The following is a 12370-nucleotide window of genomic DNA, read 5'->3' as shown; positions in this document are numbered from 1 at the left end:
TGCCCTGCGCGCCACGCAATCCGGCTACCCTGCTCTTGTCTGATCTGCATCAAGGCTGCGCCGCCGCCATCATGGTCTGGAGGGGCGAAATACATTCCAGGAGACTGATATGTCCTACAAGGAACAACTCGCCGACAAACGCCGCGAACTGCGCGAACTGCGCAAGGCCATCCCCGACACATTCGCGGGTTTCGTCGAACTGGAAAAGGCCGCCTCCGCCGAGGCCGCGCTGGACCACAAGCAGAAGGAATATGTGGCGCTCGGGATCGGCATCGCCATCCGCTGCGATTCCTGCATCCTCAGCCACGTCAGCGCGCTGGTCCGGCTCGGCGCCACCCGCGAAGAGATCGCCGACGTCTGCGGCATGGCGATCCAGATGGGCGGCGGGCCGGGCCTGATGTATGCCGCCAAGGCGCTGGCCGCCTATGATGAGTTCACCGCCGAAGGCTAAGCCCGCGACGGAATGCTCTGCGCGCTGCGTATCAGAGGGGTCACAGGCAGAAAGGACGCCCGATGAACCCTCTGATTGCAGCCGCCGCCGCCCTTCTCGTTTCCACCACCGCCCTCGCAGCGCAGCCGCAGGCCGCCGCCCAAGCCGGCCCGGGCGGTGACCCCATCAAGCAGATGGACGCCAATGGCGACGGCAGGGTCACCCTTGCCGAGGCCGAGGCGCAGAGCGCGCGCATGTTCGCCCGGCTCGACGCCAATCGCGACGGCAGGCTCTCGCAGGACGAAGCCCGCCCGCGCGGCCCGCGCCAAGGCTCGGCCAACCGCCCCGCCCCGCGCGACGGCGCGCCTGCGGGCCGGCCCGGCGGTCCGCGCATGGACAGCAACGGCGATGGCGTGATCACGCAGGCCGAGTTTACCGGCGGCGCACGGCAGATGTTCAAGCGCATGGATCGCAACGGCGATGGGGTGCTGAGCGGCGCCGAAATGACCCCGCCCAAGCGCCCGGGGAACTAGGCCGCACTCCGCCAGCCCCCTGCGCAAACAAAAAGGCCCCGGCGGATCGCTCCACCGGGGCCTTTGATCTCTCAAAGCCAGAGGTCAGCCGCGCAGCGCGCCGCCGGTGGCCTTTTCGACCTTGGCGACGATCTTGGCCGCCACCTCCTCGATGTCCTTTTCCTTCAGCGTCTTATCGCTGGGCTGCAGGCGCACGGTGATGGCGAGCGACTTCTTGCCCTCGCCGAGGCTGCCGCCGATGAACTCGTCGAACACGCGGACCTCTTCGATCAGCGCCTTGTCGGCACCCGCAGCGGCATTCACCAGATCGAGCGAGGCGACCTCCGCGTCCACCACGAAGGCAAAGTCACGCTCGACCGCCTGCAGATCGTTCTGCGCCAGCGCCGGGCGGGCCGCATCGGTCTTGCGCGGCAGCGGGATCTCCTGCGGGTAGAGCGTGAAGGCCACGACAGGGCCTTTCACGTCCATCTCCTGCAGCACCTTGGGGTGCAGCTCGCCGAAGACGCCCAGCACCTTCTTGGGGCCGAGGCAGAGCTTGCCGTGACGGCCCGGATGCCACCATTCCTCGGCGCCGCGCAGGATCTGCATCTTCGCCGGGGCCCCCATGGCCGCAAGCAGCGCCTCGGCATCGGCCTTGGCGTCGAACACATCCACCGGGCGCGAGGCGCCATGCACGTCCTTCGGACCGGTGCGCCCGACAAGGATGCCGGTCACCTGCGTCGCCTGCTCGCCCGGCTCACCGCCAGCAAAGGCCGGACCGCATTCAAAGAGCGCCATATCCGCAAAGCCGCGCGCCTGATTGCGCGAGGCCGCCTGCAGCAGCCCCGGCAGCAGCGAGGGGCGCATGTGGCTCATCTCCGAGCTGATCGGGTTGGCCAGCATCGTCGCATCGGTGCCGCCGCCAAACATCTCGGCCGCCGCCTGATCGATGAAGCTGTAGGTCACGCACTCGTTGTAGCCCAGCTCCGCCGTGGTGCGGCGGGCCACCTGCTCGCGCTTCTGCATCGGCGAGAGGATCGGCTTCGGCACGCCCGGCTGCGCGCGGCGCATGGGCTGCGGCTGCAGCTTGGTCAGCGAGGCGACGCGGGCCACCTCTTCCACCAGATCCGCCTCACCCATCACGTCGGGACGCCAGCTCGGCACCGAGGCCATGTCGCCCTCGAACGTGAAGCCCAGAGCGGTCAGCGTGGCGCGCTGCTCCTGTGCCGGGATCTCCATACCGACGAGGCTGATCACCCGGTCGGTGTCGAGCTTATAGGCGCGGCTCACGTCGGGGATGGCCCCTGCCACGATCACCTCGGAGGCCTCGCCGCCAGCGATCTCGAGGATCATCGCGGTCGCCGCCTCGATGCCCGGCGCCACCGAGGCCGGGTCGATGCCGCGCTCAAAGCGATAGCGGGCGTCGGAATTGATCTTCAGCGCGCGGCCCGTGTAGGCGGTGCGGACGGTCTCGAAATAGGCCGCCTCGAGGAACACATCCACGGTCTCGTCCGAGACGCCCGTCGGCTCGCCGCCCATGACGCCGCCGAGGCTTTCGACGGTGTCCCCGGCCGAGATCACAACCATGCCCGGCTCGAGCGTATAGGTGCGCTCGTCCAGCGCCTCCAGCGTCTCGCCGCCCTTGGCGCGGTGCACGCGCAGATCGCCCTGCACCTTGCCCGCGTCAAAGACGTGCAGCGGGCGGTTGCGGTCGAAGGTGAAATAGTTGGTCACATCGACGAGGAAGCTGATCGGGCGCAGGCCGATGGCCTTCAGCCGGTCCTGCAGCCATTCCGGCGACGGACCGTTCTTCACGCCGCGGATGACGCGGCCATAGAACACCGGGCAATCGTCCAGCGTGTCTTCGTCGATCGTCACGTTGATCGGCGAGGCGAAACTGCCGGGCACGGTGACCTCGGGCAGCGCCTTCAGCGTGCCAAGACCGCGCGCCGCGAGATCGCGGGCGATGCCATGCACACCCAGTGCGTCGGGCCGGTTCGGGGTGATGGCGATCTCGATCACCGGGTCGACCTTGGCCGGATCATTCGCCGCCAGCCAGTCGATGAACCGCTCGCCGACCTCGCCCGAGGGCAGCTCGATGATGCCGTCATGTTCCTCGGACAACTCCATCTCGCGCTCGGAGCACATCATGCCGAAGCTCTCGATGCCGCGGATCTTGCCGACCTGAATGGTGGTGTCGATGCCGGGCACATAGGTGCCGGGCGTGGCCACGACGACGGTGATCCCCTCGCGCGCGTTGGGCGCGCCGCAGATGATCTGGCTCTCGCCCGCATCGGTCATCACCGTGCAGACGCGCAGCTTGTCGGCGTCAGGGTGTTTCTCGGCCTTGACCACCTTGCCGATTTTGAAATCGGACAGGCGCTCGGCGGGGTTTTCGACCCCTTCGACCTCGAGCCCCAGATCGGTCAGTGCTTCGGTGATCTCGTCCACCGTGGCGGAGGTGTCGAGGTGGTCTTTCAACCAGGAAAGCGTGAATTTCATCTCTCGGCCCGGCTTGGTTTCGCTTGGGTCCGGTCCTTAGCGGAATGAGGCGGAAGGGGAAAGGGGGTTGGCCTCAGCGCGGGGCGTGCGCGGCCTCTGTGCTGCCCCAAGGGGGTAAGGGGCGCTGCCCCCTCGCCGCTGCGCGGCTCACCCCCGGCGTATTTTTAAAGAGAAGAAGCGCAGAGGTGGCGTAGAAGAAGAGTGGGGCTCCGGCCCCCGCGTCGCCACGCGGGCCGGAAGTGAATTGTCTGCGGCTCAGACGATCTTGCAGGCGTCTTCCATCTTCAGGCGCGGCAGGCGGTCGAACACTTTCGACGGCTCGCCATAGCCGAGGTTAATCATGAAGTTCACCTTCCACGTGGTGCCGGCAAGGAAGGCCTCCTCGACCGCCGCCGGATCGAAGCCGGACATCGGGCCGCAGTCGAGCCCGAGCGCGCGCGCGGCCAGCATCAGGTAAGCGCCCTGCAGCGAGGAGTTGCGGAAGGCGGTGTCGTTGATCATCGCCTCGGACCCGGTGAACCACGGCTTGGCATCGGCGTGGGGGAAGAGCTCGCCCAGCTTTTCGTAAAACTCGATGTCGTGGCAGACGATCACCGTGACCGGCGCGGTCATGGTCTTCTCGCGGTTGCCGCTGGACATGGCCGGGCTGAGCTTTTCCTTGGCGTCTTTGCTGCGCACGAAGACGAAGCGCGCCGGCGCGCAGTTCGCCGAGGTCGGGCCCATCTTGGTCAGGTCATAGAGCTTTTCGAGGATCTCCTCGGGGATGTCCTTGTCCTGCCACGCGTTCTGCGAGCGGGCCTCGAGGAACAGCGTGTCGAGGGCGGCGGTGTCGAGCGCGCCGGGGAGTGCGATATCTTTCATCAATTTATGCCTTTCGAGCGGTCATGCGGGTTCGGCCACCGCGCCCTGCATCTGCGGGCGGGCGACCTCGAAGGTCTGTGCGAGGTCGGCGATCAGATCCTCGGAGCCGCGCGGCCCCATGATCTGCACGCTGAGCGGCCCGTCCGAGGTCCATGCCACGGGCAGGGTCAGAACCGGAAGCCCAAGGATCGAGCCGGGACGGGTGAAGCCGGTCATGCCCGAGATCATCCGGGCGATCTCGGCCCCCTGCGCGTGCACCAGCGCCTCGGCCTGCGGCGCCACATCGGCAAGGCCGGGCAGCACGATCAGATCGGCGGCGCCGAAGATCTCGGCCTCGGTGCGGGCCATGGCGATCTCGCGGATCTGCCGGGCGCGCAGATAGGCCTGCGCCGGAATGCCCGCCGCCTGCGCCAGCCGCGCACGGACCTGTGTGCCATAGGTTTCGGGCGTGTCGCGCAGCCGGTCGGCATGCACCGTCGCCGCCTCGGAGATGGCGATGACATTCGCCGGTTCGGTCAGGTCCGAAAAGAACCCCATGTCGAGCGAGACGGTCTCATGCCCCTGCCCGCCAAGCGCGGCGCGCAGCTCGGCCATGGCGGCGCGCATCCGCTCCGAGGCGCCCTCGACGAAGCCGCCGCGGTCGAACCCGATACGCAGGCGGCCGGGGTCTTGGGCGGTGGCGCGGGTGCGCCCGCCGGAGATCACCGACAGCACGCGCCGGGCGCAATCGACGCTGGCGGCAAGCGGGCCGACGGTGTCCTGCGTCCAGCTCAGCGGCATGGCCCCGGTCAGCGGCACCACACCGAGGCCGGGCTTGAAGCCGACGACGCCATTGCAGGCGGCGGGCACGCGGATCGAGCCGCCGGTGTCCGAGCCGAGCGCCGCGGGCACCAGCCCCATGCCCACCGCGACACCCGAGCCGCTGGAGGACCCGCCGGGCACGCCGCCGGGCACCGCCGGGTTCTCGGGCATGCCGTGGTGGTGGTTCTGCCCGGTCGGGCCCATGGCGAACTCGGACATCTGCAGCCGCCCGAAATCCACCGCCCCCGCAGCGTCGAGCCGGTCGAGCACCGCCGCGGTGCCCTGCGCGGTCTTGCGCGCCGAGGGGTGACCGCCGCACCCGACGGTCGAGCCCTTGCGGTCGAACATGTCCTTATGCGCCATAGGCACCCCATGCAGCGGACCCAGCGGGGCACCGTCGCGGCGGGCGAGATCGGCGGCGCGGGCCTGCTGATAGGCGCGCTCCCATTCGAGCCGTTGGAACGGCGAGAGTGTGCCGCGCGCGGCGATGCGCGCCTGCAGATCCTCGAGCAGCGCGACCGAGGTGGTCTCGCCCCGGTCCAACCGTCCCTGAAGCTCGGCGATGGTGATCAGCGTCATGCCCCGCCCTCCGCGAAGGGATCGGTGGCCGCCAGCGCGCCGCAACGCCCCATCGGGCGCAGCGTGCCATTGCCCGGCGGGTCCAGCAGCGGGTTGGCGAAAATGCCGGTCTCGACCCGCGCGCGCTGGTCGCGGGCGATGGCAAGCTCGTCTTCCGAGGGCGCGCGGCCCAGCAGGGCGGTCAGCTCCTGTTCCATGTCAGAGGTCCTTTCCCAGCCGTGGGGATACGGCTGCTCTTGCGGCTGTGCTGGGTGCGGGCGGGGGCAATGACCAGAGCGGCGCGGGAAATTTTCCGCACGCCGCGCCAGCCTGCCAGCGGCGCGGTCAAGCGCTGTGCACCCGTGATGAGAAAATAGACGTTTGCCGGATATGCGCCCCGTGCCGCTGCCTGTCCCCGCGGGGACAGCCGTGTCCCGGCGGAGCCGCGCCAGAGGTGTCCCCGCGGGGACGGCGCTGCGGTGCGGGTGCCGCTGGGGGTGGAGGGGATTGAGCATGTCTTGTCCGCGGTCTCGGGGCATGGGTCTTAGGGCATGGGTCTCGGGGCATGGGTCCGGATGGCTGCAGCGGGTGGCATCGCGCCGCTGCTGCTTTCGCTATTGTCCGTACTAATGCAGAAAGGATGTCAACGGCGCCCGGACGCCTTCGGGGGCACGATGCGCGCGGACGTCCCGCTTAGCCTGAAAATTCATCGCTGGCTTGCCGCGCCGCGAGAGACGCGCCTAGGCCGCCTGCCCGGCCCGCGCCTGTGCGCGCACTTGCCGCCATGAGAGCAGCGCGCCGAAGAAGCCCACCGCCGAAAACAGCGTGAAGCCCAGCCCGTAGTCGCCGACCATCCCGTAGATGAAGGCAAAGCACGACGGGCCGATAATGACCCCGATGAACGTGTAGACCAGCAGCGCGCCGGTGTTGGCGCCCACCTTGCCCTGCGGCGCGGTGCGCGCGGCGGCGGCGAGGAAAACGCCGTTCCAGCCCGAGGCCACGCCGCCAAGCCCGGCCAGAAGGATCACCTGCAGCGCCGCGGGGAACTCGGCGATCCAGTAGAGCGAAAACAGGATGCCCCCGGCGATCAGCCCGATCAGCGCCAGCGTGCGGAACCCGCCCAGACGGTCCGCCGCCACACCCCATGCGACGCGGCCAATCGCGCCCATCAGTTGCGAGGCGGCGGCGACGCTGCCTGCGGCCACCAGCGTCCATCCATGCTCGACCAGCATGACCACGATGAAGGCGGTGGCGATGAGTTGCAGCGCCGAATAGAGCCCTCCGAGCAGGGCGAGCGTCTGCAGCCGTGGGTCCGCGTGGATGGCCTTCTGCTCGCGCAGCATGCGGCGCCAGACCCCCTCGGAAGCGGCACCGCGCTGGATCGGTTCGGGCCGGTCGGTGAGCAGCGACCACAGCAGCAGCAGCGCCGGTGGCAGCGCCGCAAGCATCAGCGCCACGCGCCAGCCCGCCCCAAGCGCCACCGCCAGCGCAGGCAGCAGCACATTGGCCAGCACCGCGCCAAGCGGCACGCCGCTTTGCTTGATCGAAAACACGAGGCTCTGGCTGCGGCGCGGGGTGAACCGATGCAGGATCACCGAAGAGGCCGGATTGTTGAGCCCATAACCGATGCCAAACAGCAGCGAGGCAAGCACCATGAGCACCGGCTGGCCGCTCGCCAGCATCAGCAGCCCGAGCACGAAGATCGCCAGTTCGAGCCGGATCACCCGCTCGGCGCGCAGGGTCTCGACCACCGCACCGGCAAAGCCCGAGGCGAACATGCCCGAGAAGTAGATCAGGCTGATCTGATAGCCGATCCAATGGGCGCCGATGCCAAGGCTTTGCGCGACTTCCGGCGCCAGCGCGGTCAGCGCGAGAATGCTGCCCGTGGCGGCGATCTGCACCAGCGTCATCACCGTCAGAGGCTTGATCCACTGGGTCGGCGCAGCAGGCGCGCCTTGGGTCGACAAGCTGTCGGTCATTCGCGTAAAGTCCGGACTTGATGGGGTGCCAGAGGGCGGAAACTGCGCACCACTAGTAAATAAGTCCGTACTTATTGACAAGATTTTGATCCGTGGGAGGGGAGCAAGCGTCATGAGCGATCTGGACAGCGACCAATTGCCGGGCAGCGCATCGGAAGAGGGCAGCACCTCGACGCCGCTCTATTTGCAGGTGGCGCATCGGCTTGAACGGCAGATCGTGTCGGGCGAGCGCGCGGTGGGCAGCCTGCTGCCGCCCGAGGCGGAACTGGCGGTGCAGCTTGGGGTGAGCCGACACACCGTGCGTCAGGCGATTGCGCAATTGCGCAAGCGCGGAATGCTGGCGGCGCGCAAGGGCGTAGGCACGCGGGTCGAGGCTTCGAAACCCGACTGGCGCGACCGCTTCCGCAACGACAGCCGCGACGACCTTTTCGATTTCGCCAGCCAGAGCGAGTTCTTCATCGAGCAGAAAGAGCGCCGCGAGGTGCGCGGCAAGACCGCTGCCGAGATCGGCTGCCGCCCCGGGAAACGCCTGATCTATATGGCCGGGCCGCGGCATTTCATTGGAGAACCTGCGCCTTTCTGCTGGAACGAAGTCTATCTCGATCCGATTGCGCAGGACGTGGTGGCCGACATGAGCGTGCTGCGCTCGTCGCTGTTTCAGCTTGTGGAGCAGCGCACCGGCGAGCGGATCGAAGAGATCCAGCAGGAGATCCGCGCGGTGGAGATCGACGCCGAGGTCTGTGCCGCCTTGGGCCGCCCTCAGGGCACCATCGGACTGCGCATCACCCGCCGCTATCTGGCCTCGGGCGGGCGGCTGCTGGAATACGCGATCCAGACCTCGCCCGCGGAGTCCTTCGCCTATCGGACGAATCTCTCGGCTGAATAGGTGCGGCCCGCACGGCTTGCGCAGCGCCCAAGCGGGTGACAGCGCGCCGCCGGTTTGCCCAGAAAATCACCAGCCGACTGGACAATGCGCAAAAGTCCGGACTTTCCTGCGGTCCCTGCTGGACCTGCGTCGCAATGCCCGGACTAAGTTCGGACATACAAAAAAGACGATACGTCCAGCAGGAGAATTCACATGGATATGGGTGTCTTCATTCCGATCGCCAACAACGGCTGGCTGATCTCCAAGGGTTCGCCGCAGTACATGGCGACATTCGACCTCAACAAACAGGTGGTGCAGAAGGCCGAGAGCTATGGGCTGGAGTTCGCCCTGTCGATGGTCAAGCTGCGCGGCTTCGGAGGCGAGACCGAGTTCTGGGACCACGCGCTGGAAAGCTTTACCCTGATGGCCGGGCTTGCCGCCGTGACCTCGGAGATCAAGCTCTTTGCCTCCACCGCCATTCTGACGCTGCCGCCGGCGATCGTGGCGCGCATGGCCTCGACGATCAGTTCGATCGCGCCGGGCCGCTTCGGCGTCAACATCGTCACCGGCTGGGCCGAGGGCGAATACAGCCAGATGGGCCTGTGGCCGGGCAATGAGTGGTTCGGCTACCGCTATGATTACGCGACCGAATACGTGCAGGTGATGAAGGACCTCTGGGGCACCGGAAGCTCGGACCTCAAGGGCGAGCATTTCACCATGGACGACTGCAAGCTCTCGCCGCCGCCGCAAGGCGATGTCGAGATCGTCGCCGCTGGCATGAGCCCGCGCGGCATGAAGTTCGCTGCCGAATACGCCGATTACAACTTCATCCTCGGCAATGGGATCAACACGCCCACCGCCTTTGAGGAAAACTCGAAGAACCTCGTCGCCGCAGGCAAGGAGTCGGGCCGGGACGTGGGCGCCTATGTGCTGTTCATGGTCATCGCCGATGAGACCGACGAGGCGGCCATGGCCAAGTGGCAGAAGTACCACGACGAGGCCGATATGGATGCGCTGAAGTGGCTGATCGACCAGTCCAACGTAGATCAGGGCCGCGACGGCACCTCCACCGCCAAACATATGGCTGTCCCCGAGGGCGCGGTGAACTTCAACATGGGCACGCTGGTCGGCTCTTATGCGACGGTCGCCAAGATGCTCGACGAGGCCGCCGAGGTGGAAGGCGTGAAGGGCATCATGATGACCTTCGACGACTTCCTCGAGGGGATCGACACCTTCGGCCAGAAAATCCAGCCGCTGATGCAGTCGCGCAGCCACAAGCTCAAGGCCGCCTGAGCCTGCGGGCTTCATTCAGCTGACTGGCGCGGCCGCCCCTTTGCTCCCCTCTGTGTTTTTGGGGGCGGCCGCACATACCACGGACCACCCGATGACTGACCTTTTCCGGCTCGACGCCACCTCCGCCCGCGCGCTGATGCGCGATGGTCGGTTGACGCCCCGAGACCTGACCCGCGCCTGCCTTGCCCGGATCGCCGAGCGTGACGGCGAGATCAGCGCGTGGCTGAGCCTCAACCCGCGCGCCGAGGCAGAGGCCAGCGTCGTTGCCGCCTCGGATCCGCGCCCGCTGGCGGGGATCCCTGTCGGCATCAAGGATGTCATCGACACGGCAGACCTGCCGACCACCCACAACTCGCCGCTCTACAGCACCCGCCGCCCCAGCGATGACGCGCCCTGCGTCGAACTGCTGCGCGCAGCGGGGGCGATCATTCTTGGCAAGACCGACACCACCGAGTTCGCCGCCGCCGGGCGCAACGCGGTCACCGGCTGCCCCGCCGATCCGTCGCGCACCGCAGGCGGCTCTTCCGCGGGTTCCGCCGCTGCCGTGGCGGATTTCCATGTGCCGCTGGCGCTTGGCACCCAGACCGGCGGCTCGACCATCCGCCCCGCAGCCTTTTGCGGCGTGCCGGCGATGAAGCCAAGCTGGGGGCTAATCTCTGCCGAGGGGGTGAAGCTCTATGCCGCCAGCCTCGACACGGTGGGTCTGTATGCGCGCTCCTATGCCGATCTTGACCTCTTGGGCGAGGTCTACGGTTTCCCCGGCGGTGACGCGCCCCCTGCCCGGCCCCGGCTGGCGCTGTGCCGCACGCCCTATGCCGACGAGCTGGCCCCCGAGATGCTGGCGCTGCTTGAGGCGCTGCCCGAGCGGCTGGCGCCGCTCGCCGATGTGGACTGGCTCGACCTGCCCGAAGTGATGGCTGATCTCGATGCGCTGCACCGCTGCGTGCTGCTGAGCGAGGGGGCCGCCGCCTTCCGCAACCTGCGCCACCGTGGCCCGCTGGTTCACGATGATTTCATCGCCCGCGCAGACCGCCGCGAAGGCCATAGCGCGCGGCAGATGTTCGAGGCCTACGACCGGCTTGCAGACCACCGCCGCGCCTTTGAAACTCTTGCCGCGCCCTATGACGCGGTGATCGCCCCCTCGGCCCCCGGTTTTGCGCCGCCGGGCCGCACGCCGGGCAACCCGAAATTCAATGCGCTCTGGACGGCGATGCAACTGCCCTGCATTCATGTTCCAGTAAGCGCGGACCCGCTGCCGCTGGGTGTACAACTGGTGGCAGCGCGCGCGCAGGACCGCCGGCTGATCCGGCTGGCCGCGCAGATCGCACCGGCGATGGCTCTCTCCCGGCCCGCCGTGATGGAAAGAAAGGACGACTGATGGACCCCAATGATTTCAAGAACGGCATGCGCCGGCTCGCCGCCGGTGTCTCGCTGATCACCTGTGAGACGGGTGGCGCGCGGCATGGGCTGATCGCCACCGCCGTGACCTCGCTCAGCGCCGAGCCGCCGAGCCTGCTGATCTGCGTCAATGCCTCTGCCTCGATCCACGAGCATCTGAGCGAAGCCGAGTCCTTCTGCGTGAACGTGCTGTCGCGCGACCAGCAGGACATTGCCACGCGCTTTGCCATGCCGAAGGACCGCGAGACCCGTTTTGAAGTGGGCGAGTGGAGCGAGCTTGAGACCGGTGCCCCGGCGCTGCGCGGCGCGCAGGTGAGCTTTGACTGCCGCCCGGCGCAGAAGAGCAGCTTTGGCACCCACACGATCTTTATCGGCGAGGTGATCGCGGTGACCGACTGGGGCAGCGACTCCGATCCGCTGCTCTACCACGACGGCAAGTTCGAGCATCTGGTCAAGGCCGAGGTGGTCTGAACATGAGCGGCGCGGCGGAGAATTATGCAGGTGTCTACGACCGGCAGGTGGGCTTTGGCGCACGTCCGGCGCTGGTGCTGATCGACTTCGCCCACGCCTATTACGACGAGGCCTGCCCGCTGTTCGCCGGACCCGGCGCGGTGAACGCGCTGGCGGCGGCGCTGGACCTGCGCGCCGCGGCGCGGGCGGCGGGGGTTCCGGTGGTGCTGACGCGCATGGCGCTGCACCCCAGCGGCATCGACGGCGGGCGGTTCTTTGAAAAGGCCGCCCCGCTGGAAGCGTTTCTGCCGGGCCGCGCCACGGCAGACTTCGCCGAAGGTCTGCGGCCCGAGGACGACGAGTTGGTGGTTCCCAAGCAATACCCCTCGGCCTTCTTCGGCACCTCACTGGCCTCGACCCTGCACGCCATGGGCTGCGACAGCGTGATCCTGACGGGGCTGACCACCTCGGGCTGCGTGCGCGCCTCTTGCGTCGATGCCATGAGCCACGGGTTCCGCACGCTGGTGGTGCGCGAGGCCTGCGGCGACCGGCACGAAGGCCCGCATGAGGCCAATCTTTTCGATATGAATGCGAAATACGCCGATGTGATCGGTCTGGACGCCTGCCTTGCGGAATTCGAGCGCAGGGCGGGCCATGTTGCGGTCAGGGCCTGACGTCCCTAGCAGGGTCTGATCCATTCGGGGACCGGGGCAAACGCCCC

The 12370-nt window shown here is 67.7% G+C and carries 12 protein-coding genes; 7 read left to right on the top strand and 5 right to left on the bottom strand.

Annotated elements, in window-relative coordinates; all coding sequences use genetic code 11:
• Positions 1-109: 109 nt before the first annotated feature.
• Positions 110-451 (top strand): carboxymuconolactone decarboxylase family protein, encoded by a 342-nt coding sequence (locus tag G0A00_RS04675; protein WP_164182215.1) that lies wholly within the window; start codon positions 110-112, stop codon positions 449-451.
• Positions 452-513: 62 nt separating this feature from the next.
• On the top strand, positions 514-963 hold the full coding sequence (locus G0A00_RS04665) for an EF-hand domain-containing protein (RefSeq protein ID WP_164214195.1): 450 nt from the start codon (positions 514-516) through the stop codon (positions 961-963).
• Between the two features lie 84 nt (positions 964-1047).
• Here the strand turns inward: G0A00_RS04665 and pheT are convergent, their stop codons facing one another.
• The 5 genes from pheT to G0A00_RS04640 form a co-directional block, all read right to left on the bottom strand.
• Positions 1048-3444 (bottom strand): phenylalanine--tRNA ligase subunit beta, encoded by a 2397-nt coding sequence (pheT, locus tag G0A00_RS04660; RefSeq protein ID WP_164182206.1) that lies wholly within the window; start codon positions 3442-3444, stop codon positions 1048-1050.
• 255 nt (positions 3445-3699) lie between these two features.
• Positions 3700-4305 carry a malonic semialdehyde reductase gene (locus G0A00_RS04655; RefSeq protein ID WP_164182204.1) on the bottom strand — a complete coding sequence of 202 codons (606 nt, stop codon included), beginning with the start codon at positions 4303-4305 and terminating at the stop codon, positions 3700-3702.
• Between the two features lie 21 nt (positions 4306-4326).
• Positions 4327-5685, bottom strand: a complete 1359-nt coding sequence (locus G0A00_RS04650) for an amidase (protein ID WP_164182202.1) — start codon at positions 5683-5685, stop codon at positions 4327-4329.
• Entirely contained in the window at positions 5682-5882 is a 201-nt protein-coding gene (locus tag G0A00_RS04645; RefSeq protein WP_066104504.1) for a hypothetical protein, read from the bottom strand. Before G0A00_RS04645 ends, G0A00_RS04650 begins: the two co-directional genes overlap by 4 nt.
• 522 nt (positions 5883-6404) lie before the next feature.
• Positions 6405-7643, bottom strand: coding sequence for an MFS transporter (locus G0A00_RS04640; protein ID WP_164182200.1), 1239 nt, complete (start codon positions 7641-7643; stop codon positions 6405-6407).
• Positions 7644-7755: 112 nt separating this feature from the next.
• Here G0A00_RS04640 and G0A00_RS04635 point away from each other — a divergent pair, with 112 nt between their 5' ends.
• The 5 genes from G0A00_RS04635 (at position 7756) to G0A00_RS04615 (ending at position 12323) form a co-directional block, all read left to right on the top strand.
• Positions 7756-8529 carry a GntR family transcriptional regulator gene (locus G0A00_RS04635; RefSeq protein ID WP_164182198.1) on the top strand — a complete coding sequence of 258 codons (774 nt, stop codon included), beginning with the start codon at positions 7756-7758 and terminating at the stop codon, positions 8527-8529.
• Positions 8530-8721: 192 nt separating this feature from the next.
• Positions 8722-9801, top strand: coding sequence for a pyrimidine utilization protein A (rutA, locus tag G0A00_RS04630; RefSeq protein WP_164182196.1), 1080 nt, complete (start codon positions 8722-8724; stop codon positions 9799-9801).
• Between the two features lie 91 nt (positions 9802-9892).
• Positions 9893-11179 carry an amidase gene (locus tag G0A00_RS04625; protein WP_164182194.1) on the top strand — a complete coding sequence of 429 codons (1287 nt, stop codon included), beginning with the start codon at positions 9893-9895 and terminating at the stop codon, positions 11177-11179.
• Positions 11179-11670, top strand: coding sequence for a flavin reductase family protein (locus G0A00_RS04620; RefSeq protein ID WP_083191208.1), 492 nt, complete (start codon positions 11179-11181; stop codon positions 11668-11670). Before G0A00_RS04625 ends, G0A00_RS04620 begins: the two co-directional genes overlap by 1 nt.
• A gap of 2 nt (positions 11671-11672) precedes the next feature.
• Positions 11673-12323 (top strand): isochorismatase family protein, encoded by a 651-nt coding sequence (locus G0A00_RS04615; RefSeq protein ID WP_164182192.1) that lies wholly within the window; start codon positions 11673-11675, stop codon positions 12321-12323.
• Positions 12324-12370: the final 47 nt, after the last annotated feature.

The sequence above is a fragment of the Salipiger sp. PrR002 genome, from assembly GCF_010500775.1.
Classification (GTDB): Bacteria; Pseudomonadota; Alphaproteobacteria; order Rhodobacterales; family Rhodobacteraceae; genus Salipiger.
This window is presented reverse-complemented; position numbering and strand designations above follow the sequence as displayed.